25 protein-coding genes are annotated in these 14,240 nt (G+C 64.1%); 15 read left to right on the top strand and 10 right to left on the bottom strand.

Annotated elements, in window-relative coordinates; translation table 11 throughout:
• Position 1: 1 nt before the first annotated feature.
• The 8 genes from FHR04_RS05895 (at position 2) to FHR04_RS05860 (ending at position 5,501) form a co-directional block, all read left to right on the top strand.
• The gene (locus FHR04_RS05895; RefSeq protein WP_139401550.1) at positions 2-646 is read left to right on the top strand and encodes a hypothetical protein; all 645 of its coding nucleotides are present in this window, start codon (positions 2-4) and stop codon (positions 644-646) included.
• Between the two features lie 127 nt (positions 647-773).
• Entirely contained in the window at positions 774-1,187 is a 414-nt protein-coding gene (locus FHR04_RS05890; protein WP_139401548.1) for a hypothetical protein, read from the top strand.
• Complete coding sequence (locus tag FHR04_RS05885; protein WP_139401546.1) at positions 1,184-1,975, top strand: DUF4082 domain-containing protein; 792 nt, start codon at positions 1,184-1,186, stop codon at positions 1,973-1,975. The genes FHR04_RS05890 and FHR04_RS05885 overlap by 4 nt, the downstream gene beginning before the upstream one ends.
• 82 nt (positions 1,976-2,057) lie before the next feature.
• Positions 2,058-3,554, top strand: a complete 1,497-nt coding sequence (locus FHR04_RS05880; RefSeq protein WP_139401544.1) for a hypothetical protein — start codon at positions 2,058-2,060, stop codon at positions 3,552-3,554.
• On the top strand, positions 3,541-3,900 hold the full coding sequence (locus FHR04_RS05875; protein ID WP_139401542.1) for a hypothetical protein: 360 nt from the start codon (positions 3,541-3,543) through the stop codon (positions 3,898-3,900). Before FHR04_RS05880 ends, FHR04_RS05875 begins: the two co-directional genes overlap by 14 nt.
• Positions 3,900-4,418: a hypothetical protein gene (locus FHR04_RS05870; RefSeq protein ID WP_139401540.1), complete on the top strand. Its 519-nt coding sequence runs from the start codon at positions 3,900-3,902 to the stop codon at positions 4,416-4,418. Before FHR04_RS05875 ends, FHR04_RS05870 begins: the two co-directional genes overlap by 1 nt.
• 7 nt (positions 4,419-4,425) lie before the next feature.
• Complete coding sequence (locus FHR04_RS05865) at positions 4,426-4,740, top strand: hypothetical protein (protein ID WP_139401538.1); 315 nt, start codon at positions 4,426-4,428, stop codon at positions 4,738-4,740.
• Positions 4,737-5,501 carry a glycoside hydrolase family 19 protein gene (locus tag FHR04_RS05860; RefSeq protein ID WP_170213865.1) on the top strand — a complete coding sequence of 255 codons (765 nt, stop codon included), beginning with the start codon at positions 4,737-4,739 and terminating at the stop codon, positions 5,499-5,501. Before FHR04_RS05865 ends, FHR04_RS05860 begins: the two co-directional genes overlap by 4 nt.
• 99 nt (positions 5,502-5,600) lie before the next feature.
• Here FHR04_RS05860 and FHR04_RS05855 read toward each other — a convergent pair whose 3' ends face one another.
• Positions 5,601-5,969, bottom strand: a complete 369-nt coding sequence (locus tag FHR04_RS05855; protein ID WP_139401535.1) for a hypothetical protein — start codon at positions 5,967-5,969, stop codon at positions 5,601-5,603.
• 153 nt (positions 5,970-6,122) lie between these two features.
• On the opposite strand from FHR04_RS05855, the gene FHR04_RS05850 reads away from it, so the two are divergent.
• The 3 genes from FHR04_RS05850 to FHR04_RS05840 are packed head-to-tail and all read left to right on the top strand — an operon-like array spanning position 6,123 to position 7,164.
• Positions 6,123-6,527: a hypothetical protein gene (locus tag FHR04_RS05850; RefSeq protein ID WP_139401533.1), complete on the top strand. Its 405-nt coding sequence runs from the start codon at positions 6,123-6,125 to the stop codon at positions 6,525-6,527.
• Positions 6,524-6,745 carry a hypothetical protein gene (locus FHR04_RS05845; protein ID WP_139401531.1) on the top strand — a complete coding sequence of 74 codons (222 nt, stop codon included), beginning with the start codon at positions 6,524-6,526 and terminating at the stop codon, positions 6,743-6,745. The genes FHR04_RS05850 and FHR04_RS05845 overlap by 4 nt, the downstream gene beginning before the upstream one ends.
• Before the next feature lie 38 nt (positions 6,746-6,783).
• Positions 6,784-7,164: a hypothetical protein gene (locus FHR04_RS05840; RefSeq protein WP_139401529.1), complete on the top strand. Its 381-nt coding sequence runs from the start codon at positions 6,784-6,786 to the stop codon at positions 7,162-7,164.
• A gap of 110 nt (positions 7,165-7,274) precedes the next feature.
• On the opposite strand, the gene FHR04_RS05835 is transcribed toward FHR04_RS05840, so the two are convergent.
• Both FHR04_RS05835 and FHR04_RS20885 read right to left on the bottom strand, forming a co-directional pair.
• Positions 7,275-8,198 (bottom strand): type II toxin-antitoxin system death-on-curing family toxin, encoded by a 924-nt coding sequence (locus tag FHR04_RS05835; protein ID WP_139401527.1) that lies wholly within the window; start codon positions 8,196-8,198, stop codon positions 7,275-7,277.
• A 7-nt stretch (positions 8,199-8,205) separates the two neighbouring features.
• Positions 8,206-8,382 (bottom strand): hypothetical protein, encoded by a 177-nt coding sequence (locus FHR04_RS20885; RefSeq protein WP_170213863.1) that lies wholly within the window; start codon positions 8,380-8,382, stop codon positions 8,206-8,208.
• Positions 8,383-8,505: 123 nt separating this feature from the next.
• On the opposite strand from FHR04_RS20885, the gene FHR04_RS05830 reads away from it, so the two are divergent.
• Positions 8,506-8,772: a hypothetical protein gene (locus FHR04_RS05830; RefSeq protein WP_139401525.1), complete on the top strand. Its 267-nt coding sequence runs from the start codon at positions 8,506-8,508 to the stop codon at positions 8,770-8,772.
• On the opposite strand, the gene FHR04_RS05825 is transcribed toward FHR04_RS05830, so the two are convergent.
• The 3 genes from FHR04_RS05825 to FHR04_RS05815 form a co-directional block, all read right to left on the bottom strand.
• A complete protein-coding gene (locus FHR04_RS05825) occupies positions 8,764-9,462 on the bottom strand; it encodes an HD-GYP domain-containing protein (RefSeq protein WP_139401523.1) in 699 nt (232 codons plus the stop codon). The genes FHR04_RS05830 and FHR04_RS05825 overlap by 9 nt on opposite strands.
• Positions 9,463-9,528: 66 nt before the next feature.
• Positions 9,529-10,107 carry a DUF2726 domain-containing protein gene (locus FHR04_RS05820; RefSeq protein WP_249039001.1) on the bottom strand — a complete coding sequence of 193 codons (579 nt, stop codon included), beginning with the start codon at positions 10,105-10,107 and terminating at the stop codon, positions 9,529-9,531.
• A gap of 133 nt (positions 10,108-10,240) precedes the next feature.
• Positions 10,241-10,633: an SH3 domain-containing protein gene (locus FHR04_RS05815; protein WP_139401521.1), complete on the bottom strand. Its 393-nt coding sequence runs from the start codon at positions 10,631-10,633 to the stop codon at positions 10,241-10,243.
• Between the two features lie 47 nt (positions 10,634-10,680).
• Between FHR04_RS05815 and FHR04_RS05810 the strand changes: the two genes are divergently transcribed.
• Positions 10,681-10,869, top strand: a complete 189-nt coding sequence (locus FHR04_RS05810) for a hypothetical protein (protein WP_139401519.1) — start codon at positions 10,681-10,683, stop codon at positions 10,867-10,869.
• A 448-nt stretch (positions 10,870-11,317) separates the two neighbouring features.
• Positions 11,318-11,854, top strand: coding sequence for a restriction endonuclease (locus FHR04_RS05805; RefSeq protein WP_249039000.1), 537 nt, complete (start codon positions 11,318-11,320; stop codon positions 11,852-11,854).
• A gap of 6 nt (positions 11,855-11,860) precedes the next feature.
• On the opposite strand, the gene FHR04_RS05800 is transcribed toward FHR04_RS05805, so the two are convergent.
• The 4 genes from FHR04_RS05800 to FHR04_RS05785 all read right to left on the bottom strand — a co-directional run bounded on the left by FHR04_RS05800 (position 11,861) and on the right by FHR04_RS05785 (position 13,871).
• Positions 11,861-12,523, bottom strand: coding sequence for a hypothetical protein (locus tag FHR04_RS05800; protein ID WP_139401516.1), 663 nt, complete (start codon positions 12,521-12,523; stop codon positions 11,861-11,863).
• A gap of 111 nt (positions 12,524-12,634) precedes the next feature.
• Positions 12,635-12,958 carry a hypothetical protein gene (locus FHR04_RS05795; RefSeq protein ID WP_139401514.1) on the bottom strand — a complete coding sequence of 108 codons (324 nt, stop codon included), beginning with the start codon at positions 12,956-12,958 and terminating at the stop codon, positions 12,635-12,637.
• A gap of 134 nt (positions 12,959-13,092) precedes the next feature.
• Complete coding sequence (locus FHR04_RS05790; RefSeq protein ID WP_139401512.1) at positions 13,093-13,464, bottom strand: hypothetical protein; 372 nt, start codon at positions 13,462-13,464, stop codon at positions 13,093-13,095.
• The gene (locus FHR04_RS05785; protein WP_139401510.1) at positions 13,461-13,871 is read right to left on the bottom strand and encodes a hypothetical protein; all 411 of its coding nucleotides are present in this window, start codon (positions 13,869-13,871) and stop codon (positions 13,461-13,463) included. Before FHR04_RS05785 ends, FHR04_RS05790 begins: the two co-directional genes overlap by 4 nt.
• 134 nt (positions 13,872-14,005) lie before the next feature.
• Here FHR04_RS05785 and FHR04_RS05780 point away from each other — a divergent pair, with 134 nt between their 5' ends.
• Positions 14,006-14,215, top strand: a complete 210-nt coding sequence (locus FHR04_RS05780) for a helix-turn-helix domain-containing protein (protein ID WP_249038999.1) — start codon at positions 14,006-14,008, stop codon at positions 14,213-14,215.
• Positions 14,216-14,240: the final 25 nt, after the last annotated feature.

The following is a 14,240-nucleotide window of genomic DNA, read 5'->3' as shown; positions in this document are numbered from 1 at the left end:
CATGTATACACCGAATCCGATTATTTTTCTGGACACCCCGGCAGAAGGCATGGTCCTGGCCGTGGGCGCAGGGCGCGGCGGACTGGCCGGATACATCTTGTTGGGGCAGGAGGGCGCGGCGGCCACCGTGGAGGTCAGCGCGGACGGTGGTGGGTCCTGGGCGGCCCCAGCCTTCCCGCACACCCTGGCGGACGGCGAACAGCTGCGCCTGACGCGGACGAGTGGCCTGACTGCCGCCTCGACGCTGCTGGCGCTGGTGCCAGTGGACGAGGGGGAAGCACCCGGCGGTGACGGTCCCCCAGCCAATACGGGCGGCGTCCTGGCTAACGGCGTGCCAGTCGCAAACGTCAGCGCCGAGTGGAGTACCCGCCCCGACGGCGGACAGGCCATCTTCAGCGCCGAGATTCCAGAGGGGATGACCTATCTCGTGGTCAACATTGAGGGGGGGGTTGGGGCCAGGGATATTGGTGCCCGTTATGGCGCTCCGGACGCACCCCCTGAAATCAACTCCATTGATGATCCAGTGGGGACGGATCACATCTTCACCCTGGACAACCCGCAGGCAGGCACCTGGTACATCTACGTGGCAGACCACTATGAGCCGCCCGCGACAAGCGGCGCGACGCTGACCGTGACCTGGGGCTGACCACCCCCTGCGCTACCGCGCCAGCAGCGGCACGGTCTACCGCCTTGCCATGACGCCTGAAGTCTGAGCCCGATCCGCCCCAGCCCCCTGCCACCGAGCCGGGGGCTGACCTCTTGGAGGTACCCACATGGGATTCCTGGACAAGCTGAAATTGAAAGACTGGCTGAGCGCGAAGAACGCGCCCACCCGCAAGGCCGTGCTGTACACGGTGGACGACGCGACGGGCGAGGCCGTGCCGGTGGCCGCCGGGCAATTGGGTGGTGGTGGCACGGCCTCAACAGTAACTGCAACCTACCCGCCCGAAGCCCTGGCGGTGGGCGCGGCGGACGCCAGCCTGACGGTGCCGGATGGCGCCAACCGCGCCCTGATAACCGTCACCGTTGGAACGGCCCGCTTGGGCCTGGGCAGCCCAGCTAGCGCCCCGGTGTACGCCGTGGGTGAGGGAGTTGGGATCAGCGGGGCGCAGCTCGCGGCCCTGCGCCTGGTACGGGAGGGCCCGGCGGACGCAACCGTGCGCGTGGACTACTGGAGGGAAGCATGATCCCTCTTCGTAAGACTCCAGGTGCGGGCACGTCCCTGCCCGCAGGCGGCACGTCGGGGCAAGTGCTGGCGCAGACGAACAGCGGGCTGGCGTGGGTGGATGCGCCGACGGAAGGAGTAGTGCCTCGCCTTTCTGCACAGCCAGCGGGGAATGCCGCGCTGCCGCGTAGTGGAGTCATTACCCCCACAATTTTTCAATTCAACAATGTGGCCTGGGAGTTCACCCCCACTGCCGACATCACAATCACGGGCGTGGATTATCTTGCTGGGCCATCTGGCAGCTCCGAGGCGGACGTCGCTTTTTACATATGGGATGTTGAGACTCGAGTCAATTTGCCCATCAGCGGCAACGTCGCAATCGCTTCCAACAATTACAGGGTGATATTCGATACCCCAATTGCGTTGACCGCTGGGAAAAAGTACCGAATAAATGAGCAGACAACCAGCGCAAATTCGCGCACGTCCAGCACGCAGCCCATTTTTACTGGGATGCCCTATGACACGGCGACGTTGTACATGTCCAGCCGGATTGATGGCCGATACCCCAACGAGCCGATTTCGACGGCTGACTATGGCTACCCGCCATTTGACCTGTTGATTCAAGTCCCAGCGAATCCGAAGGGCGTCATCGGCCCGCTAGACCCAGCCGACATGCCCCACGTCTCAGACCTTGCCCTCCTCCCCAATGGTGGCCAAGCACTTTACACGGGCGTCACTCCTCCCCGCCCGGTGTACCGCGCTCCTGACGGCACCCTGTACTACGGCCCGGCATACAGCCACCAGCCCTAACGCCCGGCCTGACCAATCTAGGCTAAACCCCGTTGCCCTCGCCCTCAAAGCGGGGGCTTTCCTGTGAGCCAAAAAGGAAATCATGACCAAAACCACCCGCGCCTGTCTGCTGCTGCCGCTGCTGCTTATGGCTTGCCAGAGCCCACAGAAACAGGCCAGCACGCCCCGCACCCTGCTCACGCCGCCCCAGACCACCAGATCGCCCACCGTGCAGGTCAACGGCCAGCCCCTGGCGAGCGGCGTGACCCTGAACCCAGGCGACACCATCATGATCACGCTGCCAGCCACGCCGCCGGTGGTGGTGACGCCGGCCCCAGTGCCCCCGGCACCCACCCCCACGCCGCCCCCGGCGGGCACCTGGACGGCCCTCGCCAAAGAGGCCGAGAAGTTCACCCTCACCGCTCCCAGCACCGTGCGCTACGGCACCGGCGATACCTGGAACGTCCGGGAGGGGCTGACCGGCACGCTGACCTGCGGCAACGCCCTGTTCGGCGATCCGGCGGTGGGGAAAACCAAGTACTGCCAGCTGTTCGTGCCCGCACCGCCCGCCGTGGTGGTCCCGCCGCCCTTCGACGGCCCGCTGACCATCACCACGGGCGGCACCTACAGCGGGCGCTGGGAGAGCCAGGACCCCGCCGTCCCCGCCGTGACCGTCAAGACCGCAGAGCCGGTGATCCTCGAAAACTGCGCCGTCAGGGGACCGGGCCACCTGATCTCCGCCCGCTGGGTGCATACCCGGCTAACGGTGCGCGGGTGCGAAGGCCAGGACACCAGCGACGAGACGGCAGGGCGCTTCCTGGCCGTCGAGGGTGCGGTCTCGTTGGTGGTCGAGGACAACGTGCTGCGCCGCACGGGCGGCATCTACCTGAACAGCATGGACAAGGCGCAGACCGAGAACCGGCTGGAGATCACCGGCAACCGCGCCTACGACATCAACGGGTTGAAGGCAGGCGGCAAATCCTACGTGCAGTTCTTGCAGCTGAACAATGTGCAGGACCAGAGCGGCCTGATCGCCTGGAACCGCGTCGAGAACCGCCCTGGGGACTCTGCCGTCGAGGACGTGATCAACCTCTTTGACACTTCGGGCAAGCCGGGCGCACCGATCAGCATCCACAACAACCTGATCATCGGTGCGTACGGCACGCCTCCGGAGAGCGGTTACAGCGGCGGCGGGATCATGCTGGGCGACGGTGACGGCGCCGAGCTGGAGGCTGTGGGCAACACAGTCATCGAGACCAGCAACTACGGGGTGGCCTCTGCTGGAGGCAAGAACATCCTGATCAAGGGCAACACCGTGCTGGGCCTCGGCAAGCTGCCGGACGGCACCATCCTGGACGCCAATCCAGATGCGGGCATCTACGCGCGCAACTATTCGGGGTCCAAGACCTTCGATCCGAAAACCATCACCGTGGTGGACAACCTGGTGGGCTGGGGCCGGCCTAAACCCGGCAAGCCGGACGCCAGCTGGAACTACAGCGTGACGGCAGGCACCAGCACCAACAACCGGACCGTCGTGCCCACTGAAGCGCTGATCGCCCAGGCCGTACGCAACTGGGAGGCCGCCTATGCGGCGCGGTAAGGCAACCCTGACGAGCAAGCTGCTGTCCGCCGCCCTGTTAACCGGGGCGGCGCTTTCGTGGCCTGCACTGGCCGCCCTGAATGTTCCCGCCAATCCACCCAGTGACCTCTTCTGTCAGCCGCTGGTCTTCCGTGATCAGGTGCTCGGCATCGGGTATCAGGCCGTGATCCGCGCGGCCCCTGGCTGCCAGAAGGCCACGCTGGTACGCAAGGAAAATTTCTTCACCGGCTCCACTGAGCCCCCCCTCCTGATTCCTGTGGGCGAAGTGCGGCGGGTCTGGCTGTTCACGCACCGGCTGACCTACACGCTGGATCGCCAGACCTGGCGGCGGGCGGTGGTGCGCTGATGGAACGCCCGATGTACAGCCGCTGGGACTTGCTCAATCCCACCAACATCCTGGCCATCCTGCTGTTCGGGATGGCCTTCGTGGTGTACCACCGCCCAGCGATGCCCATCCTCTACCAGGGCTACTCGCAGTTCACGACGATCATGCCGTGGGCGTGGTGGGGGTGGACGGCTGCGGGCATCGCCCTGCTGCTGCTGCTTTCCCCGCGTGCTGGTCCGCTGCGCCTGCTGGCACACGCCTTGTGCGGCACCTACCTACTGGCGGTGGCCGCGTCCTTCGGCGGGGCGAACGGCATCGCGTTTGGCGTCACCACCTTCACCATCCTGGCGGGGGCCAGCGCCCTGCTGTTTGCCCGAACGGCGGTCCACTGGGCCGCACAGTCGAGTTGGTGGGCGCAGACGGTGCGCCGTCCGCCCCGCTGGCTGCGACGACTGGCAGGAGTGCCCAAGCCCCGGCATCACGGGCCGCGAGGCCTTCGTCGCCTGAGGGGCATCTCGAACAAGAGGCGAGGTGGATAGCGTGGATTTGACCCCCGTGATCAGCCAGATCATGAAGGGCGGGCCGGCAGCCATCGTGCTCAGCATCCTCTACGGCCTGGCCATGCTGGTGCGCGAGATCCGGGGCGGCAAAGTCTCCGCGGGCCAGAACGCTGACCTCGTGGCCCGTGTCGGCGCGCTGGAGACTGAAATGCAAAAGATCAAAGACTTGCTCGAAGAAGCGCAGGGCGAGGCCCACCGGCTGCGCTACCAGCGCGATCAGGCGCGCGTCCGAGTGGAATACCTGGAGCAGCTGCACAACGTTCAGCCCCGCACGAAATGGCCGGAAGAGGAGGACTCGTGATCACCCCCGAATTGGTCCGCGCGCTTGGCCCTCGCCTGAGTCCAGAGCGCGCCGAAGAACTGGCCGCGCCGCTGGCGGCCGCCGCGAAGACCGCTGAAATCGACACCCGGTTGCGCGTCGCGGCTTTCATGGCGCAGGCCGCCCATGAGACCGCCGGATTCCGCTACCTGACCGAGGTGTGGGGGCCAACCGCCCAGCAGCTCCGGTACGATCCGGCCAGCGGCTCCAGCCTGTCGCGCACCCTGGGCAACCTCCAGCGAGGTGACGGCTTCACCTTCCGGGGGCGCGGCATTTTCATGCTGACGGGGCGGCACAACTACCGCCTGTACGGCGAACTGCTGCGCCTGCCCCTGGAAGCGCAGCCGGATCTGGCCGCCCGCCCGGACGTTGCGGCCACTACCGCCACCACCTACTGGACCCAGCGTGCGCTGACCGCGTTCGCCGACGTGGGGAACTTCCGCGAGATCACCCGGCGCATCAACGGCGGGTACACCGGCTGGCCGGATCGGCTGCGCCTGTACAACCTGGCGCTGTCCTTGCTGCCCGAGACACCGCCGCGCGTGCTGCTGGTGGATCTGGCTGGCAACACGGTGGAGTGGAGCGGCCGCCCTGACCGGTTCGGCGACATCGTGCTGTCGCCTGCCCTGATTGCCCAACTCAGGATCGTCTACGCCTCGCCCGGTGGACCGTGGAGTTACCCCGGCCTGCGGGTGTGGGTTCGCCGCAGTGGGGACATGGTGCTGGAGCGTGCCCCCACGTAAGCCTTTGCACCACACAGAATCGGCCAAAAGCGGAGCGCGTGGTCTTGATTCCACGACTGTTGACCTTCTGCCGCTCCTGAAAAGCGTTGATCAACGCGTTCAACCCAACTTGGATGTGCCGCCAAGAATCATTTCCTCAAGTGCCCTCAGCCGCTGAAACACGTCCTGATTCACTGCCACTGACCGCTCGTAAAAATCCTCCTCGTCAAGTTCGGGTGGGCAGGCATTCAAGATGACGGTCAATGACAGGCTCTGATACGAATAGGTAACCTTGAGGTCTCCAGTCATGTGGCCAGTGATCTTGAACCATTGCGCATCCCAAAACACGGGGTAGGGCGCGTCGTGGTGATCGTCATCGATGATGTACACCTCAAGCCTGTTCGGGAAATGGACCAGTCCTAAAACGGCATATCGCTTTCCCACCGTCAAGCCTTCGGTTTTACGGATACACATCGCAATCATCTCCATTCTCCGCTCCTTTGACGACGGTAACAGACCTGCTTGATTTCTCGCCGACACGTTCAACTATCGAGCCCCTAACCTACCCACCCAATCCGTCGCCCGTCTCTGCGTCAGGCCCGCCAGTGTGCGGGCCGTTTTCATTCCGCCGGAGGAACCCCTTTGAGGAAATACCCCCTGTCCATCCTCGCCCTGCTCTTGATCAGCATAGCCCTCGCCCAGGACGCCATTCCCGGCGTGCCGTCCGAGTACCAGGCAATCGTGACGCTGATCGTCAGCCTCGCCACCGGCTACGTGGTGCTGGCGCTGACCGCCATCTGCAAGAAGTGGTTCGGCACGAAAGGGCCAACCACCGTAGGGGTCAGCGCCGCGCTGTCCCTGCTGGCAGGATTCGGCTTCACCGCTTACGCCGCCCTGGCCGTGCGGGGTGACCTGCCGTGGACGCAGGCCCTGCTCTCCGCCGCGCTGGGCTTCATCGGCGCGAACGGTGCCTACATCGCCCGTGTGTTCGCCGCCTCCAGCGCACTCAAGACAGCCGCCGCCGAAGGCGCAAAGGACTCCGCATGAAAATTGATCTCTCTACCCTCCAGCAGCTCGCGGGCGTTCCAGACCTCATCAAGGAAGTGCTAGCCGCTTTTGCTCATGCGCCGACGGTAGTGCAGGACCCCCGGTTCCTGCTCAGCCTGGTCCGCAGCGGCGTCGACGTGGCCGCCGCCCCCGACGACGAGGGCCGCCGCGAAGTCATTCAGATTGCCGTGGCCCGCATCACCCGCGAATTCTCCTGAGCGTGCCCTGCTGCGCTCTGCCCCTTCCTGGAGTCACCATGAAAAAGAACCTGATTTTGACCTGCATCCTGCTTTCCGGCGTCGCACTCACGTCCTGCGCCCCCACCGCCCTTGTCGGCACTGCGGCGGGTGCGGCTCAGTCCACCCAGGCCAGCTACACCGCCGCCGGCGGTCTGTTCATGCTGAAGAATGCGGATCCGGTCCCGGCTTTAAAGATTGTGCTGGTGCTGGACGGCGTGACCACTACGGACCCACGCTGCAACCGGACCACAGACGGCATCACGTCGTGCCGCCTGGGCGACGTGCCTGCCAACGGGGTCACACAGGCGCTGGCGTTCACGGGCAAGATCGTGAGCGGCTCGGTCACCTGGCGCACGCCAGAGGGCAAGCTAAGGGCGCTGCCCGTCGTGCCTCAGTAACGGACAAGACAGGCGATTGAATGCCCCCACCCCGGCCATGTGGCTGCGGGTGGGGGCTTTTTTTCGTTAAATACATCAGGAGGACCAGTGGTAAAACCCAAGCTCTAGATTTATAGCTGCTTTAAATAATGTTCATGAGCTTCTGAATCCATGAATGCAAACGATAAGCCGTTGAAAGTAAAAATGCCCTCTAGTTTATCACCATCTCTAGTCCAGCCAATATGATTATCGGATTCAGATTGGATAGCAGAAATTCTCTGTAGTCCTGCATTAATCATGGCGCGCCTCGTTGCCAGTGCCAACGATTCCATATATTTTTTCTGTTTAAATTGCTTTATTTTCTGACGTTTGTAGGCAGGTATTTTAAAAGCATTTTGCAAGCCCTTCAATTCTTTTCGATACAGCTGGCGGAAATTCAATCCTATAAACTCTACCCTTCCTTGAGATTCGACGATTTGGATACGTGCGATAGGCAGGGCAAAATCGATCCAACCAATGCCGTGTTCTGCAAACACCATCATCAAATCTTCGGCGAACTTTTCAAAGATGGGCAGGTGGGACTCATTGCTGATTTTAAAAATATCAGCAACCGTAGAGTCTATATCTTTCCAAAAACCTGCTTCGTCAAAATGAAATTCTTCTTTTTCGGCATTACTTCCATCTTGCCAGCTGCGAATTTTTTCAGTGAGCTCGCTTTTACTCAGCTCCCCTCTAGCAGTAGATAAAGCCATATTACGGAGTTCATCAATTGGAATAGGGACGGCCCCATTTAACTCGAGGAAGATTAATGTAGACGTTACGGCAGTACGCTTATTTCCTTTGACAAACGCGTGATTGTTGGTTAAGTGATACAAATAGGCTGCCGCCTGACTCGAGAGGTCAGGGTGGAGGTATTCGCCAAACATAGAGCACTGGGGCATAGCGACTGCCGATTCTAGTTGTTCGATGGTCCGTAACCCAGGCTCGCCGCCAAATCTTGCTATTTCGGCATCGTGGATGTCGCTCACTTGTTGAACAGTCAAAAAGAGCGTCATCTATGGGTTAATCATCGACTAGCGTTGCCAGGATCGCATGGTGCTTTTCCATGATTCTTTCATGAGCCTCTCTGACTCGATCATCGGGCGCTGGCTGGATCACCATTTTTGCAGTGTGAGCATTGCGCTTTGCCACTGCGTTGCCCGAGTCGCGCTTACGATTGGGTGGTGGGATTTTAGCCATGCGTCCTCCTCTATCCTCACTATATCGGTAACAGGGAGGATAGAAGGTTATCCAGTCCCCTGATTGCTATCAAAACGAAGGATACCCCTTTGACCTGTCGCCCCCCCCCGCTATCCTCCCCCCATGCACCCCGCCAGCCTCACGGCCGCCGAGATCGCCGATCAGCTCGCCCGGATGTACGCTGCCGATCACGGCCTCTCGGATGATGTCCCCACGCCTGAGGAGCGCACCGCCCTAGCCGACTATCTGGGCTGCCACGAAGAGGCCAGGGCAGAGGCGTGGGCGGCCTGGGCAGCGGAGTTGAATCCGACAGAGCGGGACGCCGCCGAGTACTGGCTGGACGTCGAGTTCGTCGAGCCGTGCCCCGAGGGGCAGCCCGCCTCAGAATGAGGGCGGCCGATAGTCTGAGTCCTCCGCGTGCAGCAGTTCCACGAAGACCCCGGCCAGCACCGCGTCGAAGTGCCGCCCCGCCTGCGCCGTGATCTCGTCCAGCGCCGCCTCCGGACTCCACGCCGCCTTGTACGGCCGCTCGCTGATCAGCGCGTCGTACACGTCGCACAACGCAAACAAGCGCCCCGCCAGACTGATCTCCCGGCCCGCCTTGCCCGCCGGGTAGCCGCCCCCATCCCAGCGTTCGTGATGATCGCGCACCACGTCCAAGGTCACGTCCGGCAGTTCGCCCAGCGCGGCCACCATCCTGATCCCCTCTGCAACATGCGAGCGCATCACCGTCCACTCGTCGGCGGTCAGCCGGCCCGGCTTGAGCAGCACCGTGTCGGGCATGGCAATCTTACCGATGTCATGGAGGTACGCCCCCCAGCGCAGCGCCCGCGTCTGCGAGGGCGACCAGCACAGTGCCCCGGCCATCCGCATGGCCAGGGCAGCGACGCGGTCTGTATGGCCTTTGGTCTCGCCGTCCCGGACCTCCAGGGCCACGCCCATGACCCGCAACTGGACCTCGCACACCTCGCTGGCCCGCTCGATGGCCGCCAGGCGCTTGACCAAGCGCAGTTGGGCCTGGACCAGTTCACCCGCATTCAGGTCCGTGAAGATCCTCTGAGAGCGTCCGTCCGACGTCATGCGGCCAGCATGACCGGAAGAATCTCACAACGCTCTGAATTAGGGGGACTTCATCTGGGCTAAAGGTCAGGCGTGGGCCAGAGCTTCTTCGGTGGGGTGCAGGTGCGGCCACAGCAGCGCCTGCAGGCTGGCCGGCGTGTGTGTTTCCTCGGCGCGCACGCGCAGCAGCGGCAACCCGGCACACTGGAACGCCCTGTCCTTGACCGCGTCCCGGTGCTGCTGCTGGTTGTTGTCGTGGCTCCTGCCGTCCAATTCGAGGGCCGCCACGGGCCGGTGTTCCGGCAGGACCACGATCAGGAAGTCGACGTGCTTGTCACGTAGCCGAGCATAAGTGCCGCGTCGTTGCGGCGGCGGAGCGGTGATCACGAACACGTCGTTCAGGCGGACATTGGGGAACACGCGGTAGCCGGCGGGCAGGGCCTGCTCCAGCGTGCGGAAGAAGCGGTCCTCGCTGCGGCTGAAGAAGCAGAGCTTGACCGCGACGTCCAGGTGCTCGGGCACCGTCGGCGTGGCCAGCCCACGTTCCGCTGCGGGCAGATCGGGCTCCAGGTGAGCCACCGGCTCCCGCAAAACGGGAGAGCGCCTCGCCGTCATCAGAAAGGCGACCAGCAGGGCAAGCACGAGCAGGACCAAGAACCACACCATGCCAGACAGCATTTCAGGCGACGTCTGACAGGGATCTCTCGCTGGCCGAAGATGATGGAAGCCAACAGAAAAAGCGGCCCACAGGCCGCCCAGATCTCTGGAATTCAGGCTGGTGAACTGCCGGTGCTGAACCTCAGCGCCGCAGGTACTTCTGGGACACGTACCCGACGCCCTGCGCCGCGCTGACCTTGCACCACCCAGACGAGCAGAACTGCAGGCGCACCCGTGTGTCCTTCGCCAGCGTCGCCACTTTCGTCGTCTCCGCTCCCGGCCCAGCCCGCAGATTGAGGTTGGTGGTGGTATAGCGGACCGCGTCGTCTGCCGGCGGGGCCGCCGCAGGTACGGCCACCGCTCTGACCGGCTGGCTGGTGGGGCAACCCGAGGTGTAGCCGAGATCCCCGCAGACGTAGGAGCCACTGTCGCTGGGGCACGAGTGCCAGCGGTGACAGCCGTCACGGTGGGCCTGGGCAGGGGCCAGGAAGAGAAAGAACACGGCCGCCGCGCCCAACGTCAATTGTCTTCTCATGGCGCAATCTCGCACAGAACCGAGCGCTGCACACGCTATTTTGCAGCATGGTTCAAGAAGACGCACTATTGCTCGTCCACGACGGCACCGAGACGACTGGACTCAAGGAATCGACAGACCGCAGCATCCCCAACGATCTTGAGGACGCTGAGCTGAACCACGCCGAGACCCACCGCAACCGGAACCAGGCCCAGGTGAAATTGCTGGTGCTGAGCCTGGGGCGGGCCAACGGGTAGCCTCTTCGGCTGTGCCCTGCTGGTGGGCCGAAAGTCATGGACTGCCAGTCCTCACTTCGTTACTCGGTGTCCACAGGTACCCGGTAGACCACTCCCTCTCTTTCGGCTTCCCAGTACTGTTCAGTTCGGCTCCACGTTAGTGGTTCTCCCGTAGCCTCGCCGCAAGCCGTCCGGGCGGCGCGAGCATCCATATACGGTCCCACGCGGCGGATGACCTCTTTGGTCTGAACATCAACGAGGGTCACGTACACCTGGGGCGTGTGGCAGGGCATGCGGGCAGAGTAGCGCCAGCATTGGAGCCGGTCTGATCCAGCGCGCATCTTGCAAACCGCACCTTTGAGAAATTGGCGTGTCAGAGCGCGGTAACGGCTGATCTCCTACGTTGACCCGCATGGCCCGACGCAAGCGTAAGCAAAAAAGCGAAAATCCCCTTTCCCTCCTCATCACCGTGAGCATCTTCGCCAGCATCGGTGCCGCCGCCAACGGCTTCTGGCTCCCACTCATCGCCGTGACCGCTGTGGGGGCCATCGTCATCGCCAGCAAGGTGCAGCAGCAGCAGAGCCGTCGGCAGAAGGCCCTGGCCCTGGCCGATCTTCATGCCCTGAACCCCAGAGGGCTGGAACTCCACGTCGCGCAAGTCATCTCGGCGCTGCCCGGCTGGACCGCCACCGCCAACCGGGGTTCTGCAGACCAGGGCGCAGACGTGATTGCCACCGGGCCAAAAGGCAGGAAGGTGGCCGTCCAGGTCAAGCACTACCCCAACAGCAACGTGGGCAACAAGGCCGTGCAGGAGATCGTGGCGTCCAAGGCCATCTACCGATGCGCCCACGCTGTGGTGGTGACCAGCGGGCCAGGCTACACGCGCGCCGCGCAGGACCTGGCCCGGGCCAACCGGGTGGTGCTCTGGCACCCCGATGACCTGCTGTGGCTTCAGGAACTGGCCAAGGCTGGACAGACTCCCCCTCAGACGCTGCTGCCGATCTGACCAGGATTAAACGCCCTGCCCTCCGCGCGCCCAGCGGCGAATCTTGAGCGCGTCCTCGCGGGCCGCGTGGTAATCGCAGGCGGCCTGCTGGTCCGGCTGGCCGCTACGGCGGGCCTTGCCTTCTGCGCCGCGCAGGGCCGTCACGACATCGAACAACCGGTCCCAGGCCTGGTTGGCCGCGTCGATATCTCCATGAAGCGCGGCGGCCTCCACCCGCGCCTGCAGCGCCAGACGCTCGGCCACTCTGGCGCGCTGGCGCTCGCGGGCGATCAGGGCCTGCGTCTGCACCTGTTGCTGCTGCTGGGCGGCGAGTTCGAGCGCACCCGCATCGGCGCCTTCCGCCCGGAGCGCCTCGCCCACCCGGACCCAGGCGTCGGCGGTCAAGGCCTGTGCCGGAGCGACGCCACGCGGGGCCTTGGCCGGGCTGGGGGCCAGGGGGGCAGCCGCCTCGGGTTCAGGCAGTAGGGTGCGCACCTCGGCCTCCAGGCGCAGCGCTTTGCGGCGGCGGGCAGCGTGCGCGGCGTTGCCCCCCTGCCCGGCTTCTAGGTGACCTTCAGCGGCGGTGAGCAGCTCGCGGGCTTCCACCGGCTGCCCCGCCTGGGCGGCTTCCAGAGCGGCGGTGAGGGTGGTAACGGCGTTTCCGAGGGCGGTCATGATTGATTCGTTCATGGGTCCATGTTCGCTCTGTTCGCCCGCCTGGAGGTGTGTGGCAAACGTGCGTTTTGTGTGGCCAGCACAGTAAAAACCGCCCCATTTTCGGGGCGGCCAGGTGGCCGGACTTCAGTTCAGCTCTGGGGCGCGGTTGGCGGTGTGGGCGATCACCTCCAGCACCTCGCGGGCGACGTCGGCGTTGTCGAGTGCCACGCTGCGGATCCGCGCGCCCAGCTTGGTGCGGGGCATCCCGGTGGCCCTGCGCAGAAGGTCCTGCGCTCGACGGTGGTTGTCGACGGCCTGCATCAGGAATCCGGGCGTGCAGGTGAACTCGAAGGCGGCCGCCGCGTTCAGCTCGTGGGTCTGGCGGTAAGCCCGCTTGATCTGGCGGTAGAGGCGCTTGGGGTAGCCGGGGCCGAAGCGGGCGAAGCGGCTGGGGAGGTGACGGATCATCTCCGGGCGGGTGGCGCGAAAAAGGCTGTCCTGGCGGGCTTGCTGATCAATATTCATGAGTGTATGTTCGCTCTGTTCGCCGCCGAGAAGGTGTGCAGGAAACGTGCATTTTGTGTGTGCTGGACGGGAAACAATCATTTCTCCACCGTCCAGGCCCGCAGCAACAGCCCCTCGCCCTCGTCAACCTCCACGTCCAGGCGCAGGCCCATCACCTGGGCCAGCGTAGCGGCCTCGCGGATGTCCGGCACGGCGGTGCGCAGGGCGTGGACGTCCAGCGTCTCCCCCGCCCCGTGCGCTACGGTGAGCCGGTAGGGCGGCTGCCAGCCCTGGACGGCCACCAGCTCTACGTCCTGCAGAGTGCGCGTGATGGCCTCAGCGGGCGGCAAATCTGCGAGGCGCACCACTACCAGGCCGGCGGCTTCCAACTGGGTCAGGGTGCGCTCGGCCCCCCGGCCCAGGGCTGAGGTAGCCTCCAGGCGGGCGGCGGTCAGGTCAGGGCGCTTCACGCCGCCAACCCGAGCTGGCCGTAGGCGTAGGAGCGGACGGTGGTGGCGTCGTCGGCGCTCAGGGCGGCGAGGCTGACGATCTCGCGCTCCAGGGCTTCGCTGGCCAGGGCGTAGTGGGCCTTGTAGCCCAGGGCGCCCAGTTCGCGGTGCAGGGCGCAGGCGACAGCCTTGCCGATGGTGGGGGCGGCTTCCAGCACCTCGGCGGTGACTTCCAGGCGGTCAGCGGCGCGCAGCACGCGGTCAGCGTCCAGTACGCTCGCGGTGCGTCCATCGATGGTGGCCTCGAAGCCGGTGCCTGTGCGGGTGATCGTGACCACGTGGGCAGAAATGCCGGTCACGACGCCGCACTCGCGGTAGGTGGTGTGGGCGGCCCAGGTGCGGGTGGTGGCGCGGGTGGTAGGGTTCATCTTGCTCCTTAACTCAGCTTCTGGAGTCAGCCAGGGCGGGGATTTCTTCGCGGGAAGCCCGCCCTCTCTGCTGATCTAAATATAACAGAATCAGTTATATATGTCAAATCTGCCGAATGTGTTACCATATAGATATGGAAAGCACCGATGCCCGCACTGCAGTGGACGCCGCCATGAAGGCTCGAGGGTTAACCCAGGGCAAGCTAGCTGAGCTCATCGACTCGCATCCCGCCGCTGTAAGTCGCGCACTGGGCAGCAATCTGATAGACCGTCGCAGCTTATGGATCAAGATTCTCGACGCCCTCGGCCTGGAGATTGTGGTACGGCCAAAGCAGAACGACTGACGCGTCCAAGCAGCGTCGGCGATCT

This window comes from Deinococcus radiopugnans ATCC 19172, from assembly GCF_006335125.1.
GTDB classification, from domain to species: Bacteria; Deinococcota; Deinococci; order Deinococcales; family Deinococcaceae; genus Deinococcus; species Deinococcus radiopugnans.
The sequence above is the reverse complement of the archived record's forward strand: the minus strand, read 5'-3'. Positions and strand labels throughout refer to the sequence as shown.

Excerpts from the sequence above, each read along its gene's own strand:
- FHR04_RS05785 (WP_139401510.1), bottom strand. The coding sequence starts at position 13,871 with ATGAACCCTACCACCCGCGCCACCACCCGCACCTGGGCCGCCCACACC.
- FHR04_RS05800 (WP_139401516.1), bottom strand. The coding sequence starts at position 12,523 with ATGAACGAATCAATCATGACCGCCCTCGGAAACGCCGTTACCACCCTC.
- FHR04_RS20885 (WP_170213863.1), bottom strand. The coding sequence starts at position 8,382 with ATGGCTAAAATCCCACCACCCAATCGTAAGCGCGACTCGGGCAACGCA.
- FHR04_RS05880 (WP_139401544.1), top strand. The coding sequence starts at position 2,058 with ATGACCAAAACCACCCGCGCCTGTCTGCTGCTGCCGCTGCTGCTTATG.
- FHR04_RS05820 (WP_249039001.1), bottom strand. The coding sequence starts at position 10,107 with ATGGTGTGGTTCTTGGTCCTGCTCGTGCTTGCCCTGCTGGTCGCCTTT.
- FHR04_RS05780 (WP_249038999.1), top strand. The coding sequence starts at position 14,006 with ATGGAAAGCACCGATGCCCGCACTGCAGTGGACGCCGCCATGAAGGCT.
- FHR04_RS05835 (WP_139401527.1), bottom strand. The coding sequence starts at position 8,198 with ATGACGCTCTTTTTGACTGTTCAACAAGTGAGCGACATCCACGATGCC.
- FHR04_RS05815 (WP_139401521.1), bottom strand. The coding sequence starts at position 10,633 with ATGAGAAGACAATTGACGTTGGGCGCGGCGGCCGTGTTCTTTCTCTTC.
- FHR04_RS05855 (WP_139401535.1), bottom strand. The coding sequence starts at position 5,969 with ATGGAGATGATTGCGATGTGTATCCGTAAAACCGAAGGCTTGACGGTG.
- FHR04_RS05890 (WP_139401548.1), top strand. The coding sequence starts at position 774 with ATGGGATTCCTGGACAAGCTGAAATTGAAAGACTGGCTGAGCGCGAAG.
- FHR04_RS05875 (WP_139401542.1), top strand. The coding sequence starts at position 3,541 with ATGCGGCGCGGTAAGGCAACCCTGACGAGCAAGCTGCTGTCCGCCGCC.
- FHR04_RS05825 (WP_139401523.1), bottom strand. The coding sequence starts at position 9,462 with ATGACGTCGGACGGACGCTCTCAGAGGATCTTCACGGACCTGAATGCG.
- FHR04_RS05895 (WP_139401550.1), top strand. The coding sequence starts at position 2 with ATGTATACACCGAATCCGATTATTTTTCTGGACACCCCGGCAGAAGGC.
- FHR04_RS05810 (WP_139401519.1), top strand. The coding sequence starts at position 10,681 with ATGGTTCAAGAAGACGCACTATTGCTCGTCCACGACGGCACCGAGACG.
- FHR04_RS05840 (WP_139401529.1), top strand. The coding sequence starts at position 6,784 with ATGAAAAAGAACCTGATTTTGACCTGCATCCTGCTTTCCGGCGTCGCA.
- FHR04_RS05885 (WP_139401546.1), top strand. The coding sequence starts at position 1,184 with ATGATCCCTCTTCGTAAGACTCCAGGTGCGGGCACGTCCCTGCCCGCA.
- FHR04_RS05795 (WP_139401514.1), bottom strand. The coding sequence starts at position 12,958 with ATGATCCGTCACCTCCCCAGCCGCTTCGCCCGCTTCGGCCCCGGCTAC.
- FHR04_RS05830 (WP_139401525.1), top strand. The coding sequence starts at position 8,506 with ATGCACCCCGCCAGCCTCACGGCCGCCGAGATCGCCGATCAGCTCGCC.
- FHR04_RS05845 (WP_139401531.1), top strand. The coding sequence starts at position 6,524 with ATGAAAATTGATCTCTCTACCCTCCAGCAGCTCGCGGGCGTTCCAGAC.
- FHR04_RS05870 (WP_139401540.1), top strand. The coding sequence starts at position 3,900 with ATGGAACGCCCGATGTACAGCCGCTGGGACTTGCTCAATCCCACCAAC.